Annotated in this window: 14 protein-coding genes; 5 read left to right on the top strand and 9 right to left on the bottom strand. The window is 44.6% G+C overall.

The genetic code is table 11. The annotated features are described in order from the left end of the window. Positions 1-71: 71 nt before the first annotated feature. From O3620_RS02080 to O3620_RS02095, 4 genes are all read right to left on the bottom strand, one after another. Complete coding sequence (locus O3620_RS02080; RefSeq protein ID WP_371601378.1) at positions 72-4,784, bottom strand: glycoside hydrolase family 70 protein; 4,713 nt, start codon at positions 4,782-4,784, stop codon at positions 72-74. Positions 4,785-4,853: 69 nt separating this feature from the next. After that, complete coding sequence (locus O3620_RS02085; RefSeq protein WP_002917577.1) at positions 4,854-5,735, bottom strand: helix-turn-helix domain-containing protein; 882 nt, start codon at positions 5,733-5,735, stop codon at positions 4,854-4,856. A 460-nt stretch (positions 5,736-6,195) separates the two neighbouring features. Next, positions 6,196-7,092, bottom strand: coding sequence for a zinc metalloprotease HtpX (gene htpX / locus O3620_RS02090; protein WP_032912066.1), 897 nt, complete (start codon positions 7,090-7,092; stop codon positions 6,196-6,198). A 1-nt stretch (position 7,093) separates the two neighbouring features. Beyond that, positions 7,094-7,663, bottom strand: a complete 570-nt coding sequence (locus O3620_RS02095; protein WP_002915741.1) for a LemA family protein — start codon at positions 7,661-7,663, stop codon at positions 7,094-7,096. 153 nt (positions 7,664-7,816) lie between these two features. Here O3620_RS02095 and O3620_RS02100 point away from each other — a divergent pair, with 153 nt between their 5' ends. The 5 genes from O3620_RS02100 to rsmG all read left to right on the top strand — a co-directional run bounded on the left by O3620_RS02100 (position 7,817) and on the right by rsmG (position 13,687). Beyond that, the gene (locus O3620_RS02100) at positions 7,817-8,434 is read left to right on the top strand and encodes a TetR/AcrR family transcriptional regulator (protein ID WP_002919483.1); all 618 of its coding nucleotides are present in this window, start codon (positions 7,817-7,819) and stop codon (positions 8,432-8,434) included. A gap of 62 nt (positions 8,435-8,496) precedes the next feature. Beyond that, positions 8,497-9,780 carry an MFS transporter gene (locus O3620_RS02105; RefSeq protein ID WP_002919485.1) on the top strand — a complete coding sequence of 428 codons (1,284 nt, stop codon included), beginning with the start codon at positions 8,497-8,499 and terminating at the stop codon, positions 9,778-9,780. Further along, positions 9,755-12,091 carry an ABC transporter permease gene (locus O3620_RS02110; RefSeq protein WP_002919486.1) on the top strand — a complete coding sequence of 779 codons (2,337 nt, stop codon included), beginning with the start codon at positions 9,755-9,757 and terminating at the stop codon, positions 12,089-12,091. The genes O3620_RS02105 and O3620_RS02110 overlap by 26 nt, the downstream gene beginning before the upstream one ends. A 57-nt stretch (positions 12,092-12,148) precedes the next feature. Beyond that, a complete protein-coding gene (locus O3620_RS02115) occupies positions 12,149-12,892 on the top strand; it encodes an ABC transporter ATP-binding protein (RefSeq protein WP_002919487.1) in 744 nt (247 codons plus the stop codon). Between the two features lie 81 nt (positions 12,893-12,973). Then, positions 12,974-13,687 carry a 16S rRNA (guanine(527)-N(7))-methyltransferase RsmG gene (rsmG, locus tag O3620_RS02120; protein ID WP_002919488.1) on the top strand — a complete coding sequence of 238 codons (714 nt, stop codon included), beginning with the start codon at positions 12,974-12,976 and terminating at the stop codon, positions 13,685-13,687. 51 nt (positions 13,688-13,738) lie between these two features. Here rsmG and O3620_RS02125 read toward each other — a convergent pair whose 3' ends face one another. The 5 genes from O3620_RS02125 to O3620_RS02145 all read right to left on the bottom strand — a co-directional run bounded on the left by O3620_RS02125 (position 13,739) and on the right by O3620_RS02145 (position 18,137). After that, positions 13,739-14,320: a hypothetical protein gene (locus tag O3620_RS02125; RefSeq protein WP_002919489.1), complete on the bottom strand. Its 582-nt coding sequence runs from the start codon at positions 14,318-14,320 to the stop codon at positions 13,739-13,741. A 50-nt stretch (positions 14,321-14,370) separates the two neighbouring features. Further along, on the bottom strand, positions 14,371-15,207 hold the full coding sequence (locus O3620_RS02130) for an energy-coupling factor transporter transmembrane protein EcfT (protein WP_002919490.1): 837 nt from the start codon (positions 15,205-15,207) through the stop codon (positions 14,371-14,373). Continuing rightward, positions 15,200-16,885, bottom strand: coding sequence for an ABC transporter ATP-binding protein (locus tag O3620_RS02135; protein ID WP_371601379.1), 1,686 nt, complete (start codon positions 16,883-16,885; stop codon positions 15,200-15,202). Before O3620_RS02135 ends, O3620_RS02130 begins: the two co-directional genes overlap by 8 nt. Before the next feature lie 9 nt (positions 16,886-16,894). Then, positions 16,895-17,656 carry a nucleoside phosphorylase gene (locus tag O3620_RS02140; RefSeq protein WP_002919492.1) on the bottom strand — a complete coding sequence of 254 codons (762 nt, stop codon included), beginning with the start codon at positions 17,654-17,656 and terminating at the stop codon, positions 16,895-16,897. Between the two features lie 220 nt (positions 17,657-17,876). Then, complete coding sequence (locus O3620_RS02145) at positions 17,877-18,137, bottom strand: SemiSWEET family transporter (RefSeq protein ID WP_002898091.1); 261 nt, start codon at positions 18,135-18,137, stop codon at positions 17,877-17,879. Positions 18,138-18,316 lie beyond the last annotated feature (179 nt).

An 18,316-nucleotide genomic window follows, 5' to 3' on the forward strand; every position in this document is an offset into this window, starting at 1 on the left:
AAACAAGAAGTTATCGTTTTTGTGTATTAGAAAGCTAAAGATTAAGTTTCATTTAGCCTATTCTATTGCTATTAGTTCCAGCCGAAGCGCCTGCCTCTACCATTGCGGTCAAAGTACATCCAACTTCCATCTTCTAGCTGAATCCATTTATTGCGCGCCATTTCGCCTGAATTGGCATCAAAGTAACGGTTAGCACCATTGACATAGACAATCTTACCTTTGACTTGCTTGCCATTTTGGTCGAAGTAAAGGGTTTGTTGGCCAATCTGCTGCAAACCTGTCACTGCTTTACCAGCCTGATCGAAGTAGTACCATTCGTTCTTGGCACCTTCAACAAACTTGTTGGATGCCATTTCTCCTGAGTTGGCATCGAAGTAACGGATAGATTTATCAGCCAGAGTTACTACTTTACCCTTGACTTGCTTACCATTTTGGTCGAAGTAAAGGGTTTGTTGACCAATCTTCTGCAGACCTGTCACTGCTTTACCAGCCTGATCAAAGTAATACCATTCGTTCTTGGCACCTTCTGCAAACTTGCCGACTGCCATTTCTCCTGAATTAGCATCGAAGTAACGGATTGATTTATCAGCCAGAGTTACTACTTTACCTTTGACTTGCTTGCCGTCTTGGTCAAAGTAAAGCACTTGCTTGTTGATGGTTTGTAGACCAGTCACAGCCTTACCAGCCTGATCGAAGTAATACCATACATTCTTGGCACCTTCGACAAACTTGTTGACAGCCATTTCACCGGAGTTGGCATCGAAGTAACGGATACTCTTGTCTGCAAGTGTCACGACTTTACCCTTGACTTGCTTGCCATCTTGATCAAAGTAAAGAGTTTGCTGACCAACTTTTTGCAGACCAGTCACAGCAACACCATCTGCTCCGAAATAGTACCAGTCACTTGGATTATCACCTTGGGCAAAGCGGTTAGCAGCAGCGTTACCTGAATCCTTATCAAAGTAACGAAGTTTACCATCTTTGGCACGCGCAATCTTGCCTTTGACTTGGTAGCCGTTTTGGTCAAAGAATTGCTGATTGCCGCCCATGGTTACCAGACCTCTAGCCATGACACCCTTGACATCAAAGTAACGCCAGTTTTGACCATCAGTAGTGTAGTAACGGTTGAGAACTTGGGCGCCAGTCTTATCGTAGTAGTACTGATTGCCGTTTTCATCTTCACGGAGAGAGTCTCGCAACTGAATACCATTCTTGAGGAAGTAGAGCTGTTTGCCGTCAATTTCTTGCGCGCCTGTCACAAGATAGCCACGGTTGTTGAAGTAATACCAATTTCCATTTTCATCTTGGATAAAGGCATTCTTAGCCTCATATCCACTAGTTGAATAGTACTTAGTACCATTAGCATCACTAACAAATCCAGTGGAAGCTTTCTTATTGACTAGTTGCTTAGGCAGTACCATCTCACCATTCTTGTTGTTGAGATATTCGTTGCTAGCCCAATCTTTAAGAACATAGTAAGCACCACGACCCAAGATATTGGTACCGTTGAAGTGTTTAGCTGACCACTTGGTAATCTTCTCATCAGTCGTCATCTTTTGACCGTTAGAAATTTGTACTCGTTCAAAGATTTCTGGATATTTAGCTTTGAGTTCATCCAAGAAGGCTCCACCATACTTGCCTTGATAGTCTGTACCATTCGTTCTAGTATTGGCAACGTAAAGTTTTTCCTTGATTTCTGCGCCTTCACGGTAGGTTCCATAGTTGTTGACACGAGTTGCCGTTACCACTTCTTTACCTGGCAGGTTGTAGATTTGGTCTGGCACCCAGTCCGCAATGGCTTGGATATTGACACTGTGAAGAGCACGGAGAGCATTGAGTAGGTCATTTAAAGAACCATATTTATTGTTCTTACTCATTGCCATATCATAGCGGTCTTCAAAGGCATAACCATTCTGGATGATAGAGTCTAGGAAAGTACCGTCTTGGCTAGATACATACTGCGGCGGAAGCTCAAATGAAGTCACTCCCCATTCCTTGAAGAGGTTGACATTTTTAGCAATGACTTTATTGGTATATTGGTCATCACGAGTTGCAAAGTCTTGGAAGTTAGAGAAACCTTCATAAATCAACTGAGAATCAAGAGCAGCGCTAGACTCGTAAACCTGACCGCTGGCATTTTTCTTCTTGCTGGCTGTTACACGAGCATCCTGATCTGCCTTAGCACCAACTGGTACCCAAACAGCCAGGTAACCAGAAACTTGGACATTGCTGTAGCCTGCGATATCGTTCATATCAAAGGTCAAAATACCATTAGCATCAGTCTTCTTCCAGAGGGATTGAGGCACTTCTTCGTCAGTTAAATAGCGGGAAATACCATCTTTGGTCGTCAAGAGCACAGGACGGTAGTATTGATTCTTATGGGCTGCTCCCATATTGACTTGCAGTTTATCCCACTCATTCAGCTTGAGATTCGGGTTGTTAGAAGCAATAACTGCCATCCCTTGGGTACGAGTTTCTGCTGTTCCTTCATCTGTTGCTTCGTTAGCACCAGTACCGTAACGAACAGAAGTCAAAATACCATTGTAAGACCATTTATCAGCCTCACGAGGCACACCCATATATGTGACTTTCATGTCCTGACCACCAGCTACATACTTAATCCGAGCACGCAACAGGGCATCGATAGCGTCGTGGTAAGGAGATTTTTTCTCCATATATTGACCGTCATCTGTATAGAGATCACCATAGTAAACCCGAGTGATGGAGTCTTTGTTGGAGAGCATAAGAGCATGAGCAGTTGGGATATTGAACTGTGTATACTTCTTGTCCGCCTTTCGCATATCTTCGTTGTAGATCTTGAAGGCTTGCTTGAGCTCATCCATGGTAAAGGTCAAACCATCCGTGTTTGGATTGATATTTTCCCGGATGATGTCGGCAATAACGGTCTGCACTTCACTATCATGAGCCCGAACAAAGATATAGTTGGCCATCCGTTCGCCATTTTTCTTTTCAGTAGAACGGTCATTCAGACTATTCGTAATCGTTGGCTCTACACCACTACGGATAGAAAGCTTGCGCATGAACGAATAAAGCAAGGATAGACGAAGCTTATTATCAATCGGTAATTGTGCACCCTTGGTGTCTTTGTTGTAGTCAGGGTCGTTGTCAGACCAAGCTTCCAAGATAGACAGATGCTTGATGGCTTCTTCTTCACTTTCTCCAACCTTGTAGCGAGACTTGAAGTAGTCAGAGGCAATTTGGAGCAAGTCAGCATTGACATTGTCTACCGCATCGACACGAACTCCGTCAAAGTTAGCAGTCGGATCGTTGGCTACGATGCTGCCGAAGTTCATCATAAAGTGCAGCCAGTTGAGTTGCTCAGCCTGAACAGCTGGATTAGAGTTATCAAAGTCGTTAGCTAGCAGGAACTCATAACCACCATTTGACTTGTCAATGAAGTACTTAGGTGTACCAGTTTGGTTGGTAGGTGTGCGGTTCAGGATACGGTACTTAGAATTAGCATGAGAAGTCTTATCACTATTGCTATAAAGCAGAGCTCCGCCTTGCAAGTGGTCCTTATTCGTACCAGTTGTTTCAGACTCTGTCTTGATATTCCAGTTTGGCTGAGTTTTGACAAATGCGCCCATCAGTGTTCTCAGCCATTTAGTATCGCCTTCTTTACCGATTCTTTCTTCAATTTTGCGCTGAACCTGCTGAGAAGCACCTGTCAGGATAGCTTGTTCCACTTTGTTTTCAAAAGCTCCTGCTCCCAGACCTTGCTGATTCATATAGTTGAGATAGCTAACCTGCGTTTGCTTATCAGGCCACCAAGCCATCAAAAGCGGACGTAGGTCTGTTTCTGTTGAGGCTGTCCATGTTTTTCCGTCTTTCAAGATGAACTTTGGACGATACCAGCTATCTGCTGTCAAGTAGCCGTCTATTGTTTCAACATCCTTGTCCGTTGTACCATAAAAAGCATTCTTTTGAGTGAATTCATTATTGAGACTGCTAGTACCTTGCTGGAATTGATACTCAGCTGAATCAATCAATGCTCCAGTCTCTGCATCGAAATAAAGAATTTTTCCATTGAGCTCAACTGCAAAATTCTTTTTAACTGTACCGTCGTCCTGAACATAGTATTTCTTGCCATCAATGGTCTTGATGTGAGATAAGACGTCATCATCATGCTCAGTATTAACAGGCGCCGCTTGGGCTTGATCAGCCACCATTCTTTCAGCTATCGCTCCCTGTCTTTGAGCAGGTTCTGGCAAGCGATCTTTCTTTGCAACCTTTGGATTTGCAACAATCTTGTCTGTAACAGTCTTCTTTGCTTGTTTATCAGCAGTTGCTGGACTTGCTTGTCTATCCTGATCAGCTGCTTCTGGTTTAGCAGTTTCTGATGTTGCATTAGCTGCTTTTGCTTCTTCAGCAACGGCTGCTTTTTCTGTAGTTGCTACTTCTGCTACTGCCGGCTTAGCTGGCTCTTGAGCATCTGTTTGAGTCGCTGCTTCCCGTATTGCTGCAGTTTCAGCAGTTTTTTCATTGGCTACAGCAGCATCAGTTACCTTGTCTGCAGAAGTTACTTTTTCTGCTTCCAACTGAAAAGCTGAGTTGGCTTGTACTTGAACTGGCTGCCCTGAACTGCTATCCTGAGCTGCAGCTGGCTCTTGAACTGCCACCTGCTTAACATCATCAGCGTGGACAAGACCTGCTTCGAGACCGAGTACTTTTGGTGCTACGATAAGTGCTAAGGTAGTCACACCGATGGCTACCCAGTTCTTCTTAACTTTATGCATCTTATAATGAATTTTTTTCTCCATCATAAAACCTCCTTCTGAATTTGGTATAAAGTTATACTCTTATTCTAGTATATTTTTAGAAATGAGTCTATTTTATTTGCACATCTGCAACTGTGAACGGCAAATTCTTTCAAACTGAGCTTTAAGCTTCTGGGCAACACCGAAGGAATCTAAGAATTCCAAAAAATATAAGCATTGCTCAATATCACTTAGAGCATGGCTATTTCCAACCTTGTAGGAATAAAGAGCCCTATGATACTTAATCAGCATCCGTTCATAGAGATCTGTCTCAGGGATTTTAGAATGATCAAGATAATTGAGGAATCTCATAGCAACCTGCAAATGGTTTCCCTCTATGCAGACGCTGATAACATTAAGCAGCATCTTGATAATACGCCGGCGGTTCTCTGGTAGGTCATTATAAAACTGGGTGCGATTAATCATCTCACTAGCAAAGGTTTCCAGTGTTTCCAAGGTCAGTAGATCGACACTATTAGTAAAGAGCCAGAGCTCATAACGTCCCCACTCCTCGACGGAAAAGAGATAGTCAGTCAGCAATTCTGTATCTTTCTTGCTAATCTGAAAATCTTGACTGCAGGAAGACAATACTGCTCTAACAACAATTGTATTGAGCCTATAGTTCTTCTTCTCAGGGAACTTTTCAGCCAAAGCTTCTGAGCTAGCCAAAATACTTTGGAGCTTGACGACATTGTTTTCCTGATAAGCATCAGCTACTTTTTTTGAGAAAAGCGCATCATCTGCCTCAATGTAGTTATGGTAAACATACTGGAACTCGTCTAGAGAAACAGCCATATTCTTCAAGCAGCAATAGAAAGAATCAAGCGTGATACCGCTGACTCCCCGCTCAAAACGGGACAATTGAGCCACTGAAATATCTCCGGCCGCCGCTTCTTTAAGAGACATGTTTTTTGATTCTCTAATGACTTTGAAAATTTTTCCAAATGTTTTCAACATACCGAACCCCCGGTTTCATATATGCAATAAAATTTTTTACTAAATTTAATATACTAGTAATATATTTCATTTTTGTTACAAAAAAACTACTTTGTATTTCTAAATGATACAAATAGATTAACTTGAACAATAAAATAACTCAATATAGTGATTTTTTTTGAAAATTTTATGGTTTTCAAGAAAATGCTAATTTTACAAGAAAGTCAGGAGGGTTCAACCTGACAACTTGAAAACACTGGCTTTTTTAAATCTAGCCTCCTTACTTATACAAAAATAAACTTGGATAATCCAAGGTTTATAGATGACTGAAATAAAATTGTAACACAATCTGAGTGAACATCTTTTAGACATGAGTTAAAGGAAGCAAAATGAAAAGGACTTAGCCCTGTCCAATGCAGAACTAAATCCTTTTACTGGTTATTTATCTAACTTTTGGGAATAATTTAAGTTTCCTCTGGTTTTACATATGTCTCAAGCGCTCCACCCGATCTGAGATAGGAGGGTGCGTATAGAAAAGTTTCTTCAGTCCGCCTTCTTTTTTGGGATCGCTGATATAGAGAGCTGCACTGGCATCATCAACATGATGTTCCATAGGCTCGCTGCGATCTAGCTTGAGCAGAGCATTAATCATCCCTTGCGGATTGCGGGTCAGCTCTACACTGGAAGCATCAGCCAGAAACTCCCGCTGACGAGAAATGGCCAACTGCACCAAGGTAGCTGCCAGAGGAGCTAAAACGATAGCAATCAGCGATACGATAAGGAGAATAATTCCCAAACCACTATCGTTATCTCGATCATTACTACTGCGCCGTCCGCCACCAAACCACATCATACGGCCAGCTAGGCTAGACAACATGGTAATAGCACTGGCCAAAGCCACAGCAATCGTTGAAATTCGAATATCATAATTGCGAATATGACTGACTTCATGGCCAATCACTCCCTCAAGCTCCTCACGATTCATGATTTGCAAGATACCTGTAGTTGCTGCAACAGCTGCATTTTCAGGCTTAGAGCCAGTCGCAAAAGCATTGGGAGAGGGATCCTCTACGATATAGACACGTGGCATAGGAATCTGAGCGACCATGGCCATATCTTGAACAATATGATAGAGTTCAGGTGCTTCCTGCTCAGAGACCTCGCGAGCTCCGTTCATAGCCATGACCACTTCTGTAGACTGAAAAATCATCACTCCGGCATAAATCGCTCCGATGATCAAGGCTAGCAAGACACCACCAACAGCAGAGCGCAGCCAGAGATAGCCAATAGCTGCTCCAAGGAGAGCCAAGAGTCCGAAAAAAGCGATAAGGAGGAGCCAAGTCCTCCTTTTATTGCTGGCAATTTGATCAAATAGCATCTTAGTCACCTAGTCCAGTGCTGCCAAAGTCAACTTTTGGTACAGCCTTTTCTTCTTCTGGTGTCTTGAGGAAGTCTGCAGCTTTAAAGCCAAACATTCCTGCAACAATATTGCTTGGGAAAGTTTCCAGCTTGACATTGTAGTTGCTAGTTACTGAATTATAAAGCTGACGAGAATAAGCAATTTTATTTTCAGTATTGGTCAGCTCTTCCTGCAACTTCAGGTAGTTAGTGTTAGCTTTCAGATCTGGATAGCTTTCAGCAACTGCAAAGATTCCAGAAATCTGACGAGAAAGGGCGTCACTGGCTTGCATAGCTTCGGCTGGTGAAGCAGCTGAAGCTACCTGGTTGCGCAATTGGGTTACCTTTTCCAAGGTTGCTTGCTCGTACTTGCCATAGCCTTTGACCGTTTCCAAGAGGTTAGGAATCAGGTCATTACGACGCTTGAGCTGCACATCAATCTGGCTCCAAGCTTCCTGAGTCTGCATGCGGCTTTTAACCAAGGTATTGTAAGCACCAACAACGAAGAATGCTAAAACCGCGACAATAATAAGAACAATAATAAAAGTCATGATATACTCCTTCAATTTTGATTAGACTTATTATATCAAAAAATAGTGGAACTGTCTTTATTCTTGACATGGATTTAGAAAAGATGTATGATAAAGGAAAGAATAAACCGACTGTCGGTCGAATAAAATTTTACTACCAAAAAGGATGCAACCATGGCCAATAAAAAAGACTTTATCTTAGATACCGCACAAAAGCTTTTTATGGAGCAAGGCTTTGACCAGACCTCTATCTCCCAGATTTTAGAAGCGACTCAAATCGCCCGCGGTACTCTCTACTATTACTTTTCTTCTAAGGAAGAGATAATGGATGCCATCATTGAGCGAACCATTGAACAAGCATTTACGGCTTCTCAAGCCTTTGCTGATAATCGTGAACTGACTATCATAGAGCGCTTGGCTGGCAGCATAGCTGCACTGAATCTCAATCACCAAGAGGGAGAGGAAGTACTACTGCATCTCAATCAGCCACAAAATGCGCTCCTGCACGAAAAGACCAATCAAATTCTTCTTGAACGAGCACCCCAGATTCTACTTCCCATCATCCAAGACGGCATCACCGCCGGAGATATGAGGACCGACTATCCCTACGAAAGCTTGGAAATGATTCTTACCTATTCCCTGCAAGCTTTTGGCAGCAGTTTTCAGGCACTACCTCCAGAAAAACAGCAGCAAAAACTGCAAGCTTTTCTCTATCTTTTAGAAACTCTTTTTCACAGCCGGCAAGGCTACTTCAATCCCTTTCTATCCCTGATTCAGACTCAAAGCAGCTAGAAAGCTAGGTACTAGATTTACTATTTACACTTACTTGACATTGCAAGCATAAGGAGGTAACTATGAAACAATCAGGCTTTAGGCTATTTTTATTGATTTGGATTGGGAGTCTCATCTCGGAAATCGGCTCTGGTATGACTTCTTTCGCTTTAGGTGTTTATATATTCCAGCTGACCGGTTTGGTTTCTGTTTCTTCTTTTGTTACGCTTTGTGCTTTTCTACCCGGTCTTTTGGTTACTCCTCTGGCTGGAATTCTGGCAGATCGCTATGACCGAAGATTGCTAATGGCTCTGGGAGATGGCCTGTCAGGCTTAGGCGTTCTCTGGATTTACTTTAGTCTGAAGAATCCTGCTTTGATTTTTATCTGTATCGGAGCTGCCATTAGTTCGCTCTTTTCAGCCTTGGTCAATCCGGCCTTTCGAGCTACAATTTCCGACTTGCTGCCTGAGGATCAGTTATCAAAAGCAACCGGTCTGTCCCAGATTAATGGCATTGCCCGCTATCTGATCTCACCAGCCTTGGCTGGAATGATTTTAGCGAGTGGGCATATCAGCACAATTCTGTTGCTGGATTTTTCGACCATTTTCGTGACAGTAGCCTGCACCTTGCTGGCTCGTAGGGCCATTCACACACAAGTTTATAGCAGTGATAGCCGGTTCTGGGCGGATTTCCTTAAAGGTTTTCAAATCGTTTATGGGAAAAAAGGCATCTGGATTTTAGTCCTAGCCGGAACAGGCTTTTCCTTCTTTCTGGGAACTGTCCAAATCCTGCTTTCTCCCTTGGTACTGGCTTTCGCAGACGCTAAAACAGCCGGCTGGGTCATGACTATCTCCAGCAGCGGAATGCTGATAGGAGGCTTGGTTCTGGGGATATTTGCTATCAAAAAACACTTCCATCGTATGCTCTGCCTCTCACTATTTCTACTGGGACTCTTCATGGTTTGGCTGGGAATGAAGGAAAGCTTCATCTGGATTTGTAGCTTTGGCTTCCTCCTCTTTGCTGCCCTGCCTTTCGCCAATACAGCCATTGACTATCTGGTCCGCATCAATATTAACAAAGCTGACCAAGGCAAGGTCTGGGGGACCATAGGGATTATTTCTCAGCTGGGCTATGTGCTAGCTTATGCCGGCATGGGTTGGGTCGCGGACACTCTTTTCAAGCCCTCACTGACTTACTTTGGCTGGCTGGCAAATTCTGTCGGAAAAATCATCGGTGTCGGAGGAGGCAGAGGCTATGGTCTGCTCTTTATCCTATCCGGTATCTCTATCAGCATTGGTGCTTATCTGCTCTCCCGAGCACGTTCAGTAAAGGAGCTGGAATATGTTTCAACGCTTGATAAAAAATGATTTAAAAGAAAACAAAGTCAGCATGCTGGTCATCGGGCTTTTCCTTCTTCTGACTCTGACTCTGAGCTTTGCAGCCACTCGCCTGACCGTTAGTCTCACTAGCTCGATTGAGCGCTTTGTGGAAACAGCTAAAAGTCCTCATCTCTTACAAATGCACAGCGGAAGCATTGACCGAGAACGCCTGAAAAACTTTGTCCAGCAGCATGCTGAAATTGCCGATTGGCAAGTGACCGACTTTGTCAATTTAGAAGGAACAGCCATCCGCATCAATGGACAGGACTCGCTTCAGGACAGTTCCCAAGATAATGGTTTTTCCAGTCAGAACCAACACTTTGACTTTCTGCTGGATCAACATAACCGACCCGCTCAACCTCAGCCAGGTCAAGTATATATTCCGCTCTACTACTACAACAGCGGTAAAATCAAGATTGGCGACCAAATAAGGGTCGGCAAGCTACAGCTAACTGTCCAGGGCTTTATCCGTGATGCCCAGATGAATGCTGGTCTAGTCTCCTCCAAGCGCTTCCTCATCTCGCAAACTGATTTGCAGACTCTGAAAAAAGAAGCATTTGCATCTAATGAGAACCTGATTGCCTTTCGAGTGCATAAGCTTAGCCAAATCTCAGCTATCGAGCAGGCCTATAAAAATGCAGAGCTTGAGTCCAATGGGCCGCCCATGATTACTTATCCGACGATCAAGATGATTAACGGCTTCAATGATGCTCTAGTCATCCTAGTCATGGGGCTGCTGGTTGTGGCCATCATTGACATCACCTTTCTCTGCATGCGCTTTGCCCTCCTGACCAAGATTCAAGAAGACCTGCAGCAGATTGCGGTTATGAAGGTGATGGGACTACCCCAAAGCTTTATCAGCAGAGTCTACCTGACCAAGTATTATTTCTGCCTGGCTCTAGCAACCATCGCTGGATGGGGACTGTCCTTTCTTCTGAGTAGTCCTTTTAAAAAGCAAATGGCACTGTCTATGGGGCAAAGTCCGACGCCCTTCTATAGCTATCTTCTGGAAATGCTAGTGGCTCTACTGCTCTGTCTCTTGGTCTTTTGGCTGACTGCCCGGCCTCTCAGCTCTTTTAAGAAAAAGACCCCCGGCCAAGCTTTAAGATTAGCTTCTTCCAACAGTCTGACCGAGACGTGTTCTACTCCCAAAATGGGATTACCGACTATCCCCCTCTTAGACAGGCCCTATTTCGCTCTGAAAACGATTCTGAATCATAAAAAACTCTATTTGACTATCTTGCTCATTGTCAGTCTGATTAGCCTGCTTATCCTGCTGCCAGCCAGTCTCTACAGTACTGTGATGGACAAGAATTTCAGTCAGTATCTGGGAGCCGGTCAGGCAGATGTGTTGGTTGATATTTCTCAGACTGAAGATATCGATACCAAGACTGCCCAGCTTCTGAAAGAACTGCAGGCAGACAAGGATATCGCAGAGATTAATCAGTACCAGAGCCAGAATTTCTCCTATCAAGACCAGCAAGGTCAGACCCAGCAGTTGCGGGTAACTCTGGGAAACCATGCGGGATTTCCAGTCAAATACAGCCAAGGCCGCTATCCTAAAAACGAGCATGAAATTGCCCTCTCCAAGCTTAAGGCAGAAGAGCTCAAGCTAAAAGTAGGAGACAGCCTGACCTTGACGGTAGACGGTCAAGCCAGAAAACTAAAAGTAGTCGGTATTTACTCAGACCTGACCTACGGCGGCAAGACCGCCAAGGCTGTCTTTGTGACAAAGCAAGCGCAAACACTCAATAGTCTGACGACCATCCACCTTAAAGATGCTAGCAACAAAACTCAAAAAATCAACGAATGGAAAAAACGCTATTCCAATTATAAATTGACCGACGTAGAAGACTTTTTCCATCAGACTTTTGATGATACTCTTGCCATGCTCCGCCTGATTCAGACCAGCGTTTTCTGGACAGGGCTCGGCATTGTCTTCATCCTTATGACTCTCTTTGTCTATATGATTCTCACCAAGGACCAAGCTGACTTGGCACTTTATCGGATGCTGGGATTTGGCACTGAACGACTCAGGAGCTACTACCTGCTCGCTGTCTGCTTCATCTTGATGCTGGCTCTGGCGATAGCCGACCTGCTGCTCCTTAGTCTGGGGCAAGAAGTCTGCAGTCTACTGCTCAACAGCTTCGGTATCAGCAAACTCCAGCTCATCATCAATAAGTCCCTTACTTTTCTATGGACACCGCTGGCTCTGCTTCTTAGCGGACTCACAGCAGCACACATCAGTCTCCGAGCGCTGAACAAGCTGGAAATTGGACGTTATCTAAAGGAACATTGACCTTAAGCAGCTAGCTTCCGAGCGCTTAGCATTTATTTTACATCCGAGGAGAAGCCTATGTTATTAGAAGCACATAACCTCAGCAAAAGCTATCAGGAAAATCAGGAGCCCATTCTCCGTGATTTGTCGCTAGAGATTGAAAGCGGCCAATTCATCGCCATCATGGGACCTTCTGGTTGTGGGAAATCCACTCTTCTCAATCTTCTGTCCACCATTGACAGACCTGACCAAGGCCAGATTCTTTACGAGGGACAGGACCTGCTGGCTATGAAAGATAAAGACCTAGACCTCCTTCGCAGAGAGGCTTTCGGTTTTGTCTTCCAGCAGGCAACATTCCTGAAAAATCTCAATATCTTAGACAATATCTGCCTACCGAGTATCATTGGTAAGAAAAGCAGCGAGCGAAAGGCAGCCTATAAGCGAGCCAAGGAGTTAATGGCTCTGACTGGCATTAAGGACATTGCTCACCGCTCTATCCATCAGGTATCGGGCGGCCAGCTCCAGCGAGCCGGCATCTGCCGGGCTCTCATGAACCAGCCTCGAATCATTTTTGCTGACGAGCCGACAGGAGCGCTCAACTCTCAGGCTGGCCGTCAAGCTATGGAGCTCATGCAGCACTTCCACCAGCAGGGTGCAAGCATTCTCCTAGTGACGCATGATGCCAGTGTGGCTACCTATGCAGACAAGGTTCTGCTCATTTTAGATGGCAAGATAAAAAAAGAAGTTCTATTTGACCCAGCTGCTAATCAGGATGAACGGCGCCAGCTGCTCTTGGCGGAGCTCAATCAAATTGGCATATAAGAAAAGAGGCCCCTTGGCAGAATGCTGGGGTCTCCTTTTTATGATATAATAAGATGAATACTGACAAACAAGGATGAAACTATGACACCGCAAGAATTTTACCAGCTATTGAGCCAGCAGGGAATCGAGCTGACTGACCGCCAGAAAAACCAGTTTGAGCGTTATTTTGAACTCTTGGTCGAATGGAATGAAAAAATCAATTTAACAGCTATCACTGAGAAAAACGAAGTCTATCTCAAGCATTTCTATGATTCAATTGCCCCCGTTTTGCAAGGCCTGATTGATAATCAAGAGCTCAAGCTGCTGGATATCGGAGCCGGTGCTGGCTTTCCTAGCCTCCCTATGAAAATTATCTATCCTCAGCTTGATGTGACTATCATTGACTCGCTCAACAAACGCATCAACTTCCTCAAACTGCTGGCAGAGGAGCTGGCGCTGGACAAGGTTCACTTCTACCACGGCCGCGCAGAAGACTTTGCTCAGGACAAGGCCTTTCGGACCCAATTTGACCTCGTCACTGCCCGTGCAGTCGCCCGCATGCAGGTCCTGTCTGAGCTGACCATTCCCTATCTAAAAGTTGGCGGGAAGCTTTTGGCTCTCAAGGCTTCTAATGCTCCAGAAGAACTGGAAGAAGCAAAAAATGCCCTCAACCTACTCTTTAGCAAGGTCCAAGACAACCTCAGCTATGCCCTGCCAAACGGTGACCCCCGCTTTATCACAGTGGTTGAAAAGAAGAAAGAAACGCCCAACAAATACCCCCGCAAGGCCGGTATGCCAAATAAAAGACCATTATAAAAAGAAAAATCAGGCAAGGATTGTCTGATTTTTCTTCGCTATTAAAGAATATTATTTTTTTGCTTCATTATAGATTCTAATCTGAGGGGCGACTTGATTCACCACATCTAAAAACTGTAATAGTTCAACATAATTTTGATTAGTATATCGTCCCAGATGCAGACGAATATCTTTATTGGCACTCATGGGACTATAATACAAATATAGATGAGGATACTTGACGTACTTGTTCTTTTGAACTTTCTCAATCTTAATAGTCAAATCAGTTAAATCAGAAAGCATAAGAAACTGAAAATAGGTATCATCCCGTATGATTGCATCCTTATAAAGATAAAGAGATAGTTTTTCACGTGAATAGCGAGACTGGCTATAAATCTTGTAAAACTTCTTCTCCAGCTCCGGATATTGAGAATAAAGCTTCTGATAGCTCTGCAAGCTCTTTTGCTTAGTAATCCAAGCAAGCCAGGTAAAGAGTGCACTCATCAGTAGTAGCAAAGCAGCAAAAATCAAGGATGCCCAAAAACCAAATTCGTCCGCATGTGGCATATAGAAGAGAAAAATTATACCTCCTAAACCATATAAAACAGGAAATAATAAGTCCTTACGGAATCTACTCTTTATTCTTTCTTCCACCTAGTAGTTATCCTCCTAATATATATTAAACGAAGTTCACACACTTTATCCTACCTCCACGGGTTATAAAAGCGGCCGTGATTAACTGCGAAGAGGGCAAAGCAAAGTAATAGAAAGGCGACTGCCAGTGTCAGCACCAGCATATCTCGTTTGCTTAGAGCCTGATAGGTATACCAGGTGCGTTTTTTATTTTTTCCGAAACGACGCAGCTCCATTGCTGTGGCAATGGTATTTATGCGCTCTAGGGAGCTGAAAATCAGCGGAATGATAATCTGCAGATTTCCCTTCACGCGCTGAGCCAGTTTGGCTTTCTTGGATAATTCCTGCCCACGCGCTTCCTGAGACATCCGGATCAGGAAGAATTCTTCCTGCAAATCTGGAATATAGCGGAGCGTCAGACTGACTGCGTAAGCAATTTTATAGGAAATACCAAGCTGATGAAGGCTGGAAGCAAACTGACTGGGATGGGTTGTCATGAGGAAAATCACTGCCAGAGGAATGGTCGAAACATACTTGAGCAGGAGATTAAAGAGGTAGAACAGCTCTTGAGCTGTTAGATTATAGGCTCCCCATCCAGTCCAGAGGACATCTTTGGCTCCGTAGATATCGACACCATACTGAGGCGCGAAAAGATAGACCATCACTAAGTTAAGGGCCGCAAAGGATTCCGCAAAGACTAAAACAAATGAAATGTCTCGAATGCGGATATGGGACAGCCGAAAGAGACAGAGGGACAGCAGGGCTAGCCCCAGCAAAAAGCGAGTATCATAGCTGATCATGGCTGCCACTGATACCAGAACGAAGAACAGCATCTTGCTGGCACCGGACAAACCATGAAGAAACGTCTCGCCTGCATGGTAGCCGATTAATTTTCGCTGATTAAGCATGCTTGTCCTCCTTTTCTCGCATATAAAACTCAGTCAAAGCCAGAGGGTCGGCACCAATCTTCTCAGCCAGAGCAAAGATTGACGTTTCCTTTAGATGAGCCGCCGAAATCAACTCTTGATCTGTCAGCACCTGAGCAGGCGCCTTATCGGCTAAAATCTGACCATCCACCACAACCACTGCCCGATCTGAGTAATCCAGCATTAGCTGCATATCATGGGTAATCATGATAATCGTATGTCCCTGCTGGTTGAGCTCGTCTAGAAAGTCCATCATCTCGGTATAATGGCGCTGGTCCTGGCCAGCTGTCGGTTCATCCAAGAGGATAATCTCCGGATTCAGCACCAAGATAGACGCAATAGTCACCCTCTTCTTCTGGCCGAAAGACAGGGCCGAAATCGGCCAACTACGGAATTCATAGAGGCCGCACGTTTTAAGAGCCGCATGGATCCGCTCTTCGATTTCCGCTTCTGCCAGTCCGCGCAAGCGCAAGCCTAGAGCCACTTCATCAAAAATCATGGCTGCCGAAATCATCTGATTGGGATTCTGCAGGACATAGCCAATCCGCTCAGCTCGCTCCTTGATGGAGTCTCCTTTGATATCCTGACCCTGCCAGCTATAGCTCCCCTCAGTCTCAATAAACTGACAGAGGGCCTTGGCCAGAGTTGACTTGCCAGCTCCATTTTTACCAACGATGGCTATCCGCTCACCCTTGAAAATCTTCAGACTAATATCCTGTAAAATGGGTTTGCCACCGCTTTGGTAGGAAAAGGAAACATGTTCCAATTCCAGTAAGGGCTCCTGAGACTCTTTATCAGAGTCAGACCAGCCTCTGCCCTCAAAGGTCACATCTGCCAGCTGCAGCTGATCCAAGCGTGACAATCCTTCAGTCTTTTCCACATCAACGCCCAGCAGGCGCAGGGTCGTAATGTAGAGCGGTTCGCGGATGCCATTTTCAGCTAGCAGCTGGGTTCTGAGCAGGTCATCCGGCTGTCCATTAAAGAGAATGCGTCCGTCATTGACAAGCACTATTCTGTCTACCGGTCTGTAAAGAACATCTTCCAAGCGGTGCTCGATAATCAGAGTCGTCGTTTCCGTCTCCTGATGAAGCTGGTCAATCAAATCAATGGTATCCTGACCCGACTTGGGATCCAGATTGGCCAAGGGCTCGTCAAAAAGCAGAATAGGACTCTCGTCAATCAAAACCCCAGCCAGACTGACGCGCTGCTTTTGACCGCCGGATAGATCCTGGGGCCGATGCTGCAAAAGCTCTGCCAAATCCAGCTTCTCTGACCAGGTTCGGACTTTTTCGCGTATAAGCGACAGCTCCATCACATCATTTTCCAGCGCAAAGGCCAGATCTTCTGCTACGCTAAGCCCGATAAACTGGCCATCCGTGTCCTGCAAGACCGTGCTGACTAGATTGGACTTATCATAAATGCTGGATTCAAAGGCTGGCTGTCCCTTAATCAAGAGCTGTCCGCTGGCCTCTCCTTTATAAATGTTGGGGATAATCCCATTGAGACACTGGCCCAGCGTTGACTTACCAGAGCCAGATGGTCCGACAATCAGAACCTTCTCCCCCTCGTAAATAGTCAGATTAATCTGCTTCAGGGTCGGCTCAGACTGAGCCTGATATTGAAAGCTAAAGTCTTCAAATTGGATAATTGGTTTTTTCATCTTATTTCTCTATAGTGCCAGAGCGATTTGAATCGCTAGATTGGCAATCTTATCTTTTTCGTCTAAGTCTGCATGATTGGCCAGGTTGCGCATATCCCAAGCTTCCTCTGACAAGTGGTCGGCTGCATAGAAGAACTGGCAGACGGTTATCTCTCGAAAAGCTGCTAAGGCCGCTACAGCTGAGCATTCCATATCCACACAGATCGCTCCCTCAGCCTTTCTCTGGCGGAGTTTAGCTGGCGTCTCACGGTAAATGCCGTCTGTCGTCCAGACCTTGCCCTTGCTGTGGGAAATACCGCGCTCATCCAGAAAAGCCGTCAGAAAATCTTTCAAGCCAAGATTGACTTCCTGCTCACGGCTAGCTGGCTGGTAGTGATAGCTAGTCCCCTCATCTCGCAGGGCCTCCGTCGGGATAATGACGGACGTTTCCTTAATCTCCTCATCCAAGATGCCGCAAGTCCCGAAAAGTACCAGCTTTTTCATACCAAACGCAATTAGGTCTTCCAGAATAGCCACACAGGCCGAAGCTCCAACAGGTGCATTGAAGAGAGCCAGTTCCCGTCCATCCAGGAAAACACGATAGATAGGAATTTCAATATTTGCCATGCTGGTCGTCGTAATCAGCTCATGCTCAAAATCCTCTAGCATCCGCGCAAAAGTCTCTCTGGCAAAGCAAGAGACAGCCGTCTCCGGAAAACCCTCTATGGATTCATTCAAGTCTTCTGGGTTGATGATGGCCTTGTGACTTTGGTCAAATTCTTCAAGTATCATAGGCGCGCGCTCTTATCCCTCTCTTCCTGATGAAAGAACCAGCAGAACTCTGCTGACTTCATCTTACCATTGTATCATAAAAAGGCGGTCTGCTGAACGCTGCCTGCATATTTTCTACATAGCAAAAGCCATAGGTAGACTCTATAGCTACAAATAAGGTGAATACTTTGTCCAATGATTTTCCAACAAAAAAAGACTGGGCATAAATCCCAATCTCATCTTACATAAGGGCTGTAGCAGCAGTAATCAAGCCAAATACAATACCCGGCATATTAGCCGCTGCCAAAGGAATGTCCCGCTTCTCTTTAAATAGACCATAAATGACCCAGAGAGTACAGTTTAGAGCAGCTACTGAAGGCTGGATAAAGTCACCCTTATTGCCAGCTAGATTATTCATAATCTGTGGGATATAGGAAACATACATCATAACAGACATAAACGTGGCCACCCAGCCCAAGATTAGCATGTGTTTTTCTTTCATTTCGTTCTCCTTTTTATAAAACTGACCTCTATTCTATAGCTTATTTCTGAAATTTTCAAGATATTTTCAAATATGTTACAAAAACGAAAAGAGTCACAAAATTGTGAGAACTGCTGACAGACCTAAAAAAGCCGCCTTTTGGCAGCTCTGTTAAGATTCAAAAAGTAAATTTTCCTAGC

This window comes from Streptococcus sp. 27098_8_134 (assembly GCF_041431675.1).
Lineage (GTDB): Bacteria > Bacillota > Bacilli > Lactobacillales > Streptococcaceae > Streptococcus > Streptococcus sanguinis_R.

Excerpts from the sequence above, each read along its gene's own strand:
- O3620_RS02100 (WP_002919483.1), top strand. The coding sequence starts at position 7,817 with ATGGCCAATAAAAAAGACTTTATCTTAGATACCGCACAAAAGCTTTTT.
- O3620_RS02110 (WP_002919486.1), top strand. The coding sequence starts at position 9,755 with ATGTTTCAACGCTTGATAAAAAATGATTTAAAAGAAAACAAAGTCAGC.
- O3620_RS02080 (WP_371601378.1), bottom strand. The coding sequence starts at position 4,784 with ATGATGGAGAAAAAAATTCATTATAAGATGCATAAAGTTAAGAAGAAC.
- htpX (WP_032912066.1), bottom strand. The coding sequence starts at position 7,092 with ATGCTATTTGATCAAATTGCCAGCAATAAAAGGAGGACTTGGCTCCTC.
- O3620_RS02130 (WP_002919490.1), bottom strand. The coding sequence starts at position 15,207 with ATGCTTAATCAGCGAAAATTAATCGGCTACCATGCAGGCGAGACGTTT.
- O3620_RS02085 (WP_002917577.1), bottom strand. The coding sequence starts at position 5,735 with ATGTTGAAAACATTTGGAAAAATTTTCAAAGTCATTAGAGAATCAAAA.
- O3620_RS02145 (WP_002898091.1), bottom strand. The coding sequence starts at position 18,137 with ATGAAAGAAAAACACATGCTAATCTTGGGCTGGGTGGCCACGTTTATG.
- O3620_RS02115 (WP_002919487.1), top strand. The coding sequence starts at position 12,149 with ATGTTATTAGAAGCACATAACCTCAGCAAAAGCTATCAGGAAAATCAG.
- O3620_RS02135 (WP_371601379.1), bottom strand. The coding sequence starts at position 16,885 with ATGAAAAAACCAATTATCCAATTTGAAGACTTTAGCTTTCAATATCAG.
- O3620_RS02140 (WP_002919492.1), bottom strand. The coding sequence starts at position 17,656 with ATGATACTTGAAGAATTTGACCAAAGTCACAAGGCCATCATCAACCCA.
- O3620_RS02095 (WP_002915741.1), bottom strand. The coding sequence starts at position 7,663 with ATGACTTTTATTATTGTTCTTATTATTGTCGCGGTTTTAGCATTCTTC.
- O3620_RS02105 (WP_002919485.1), top strand. The coding sequence starts at position 8,497 with ATGAAACAATCAGGCTTTAGGCTATTTTTATTGATTTGGATTGGGAGT.
- rsmG (WP_002919488.1), top strand. The coding sequence starts at position 12,974 with ATGACACCGCAAGAATTTTACCAGCTATTGAGCCAGCAGGGAATCGAG.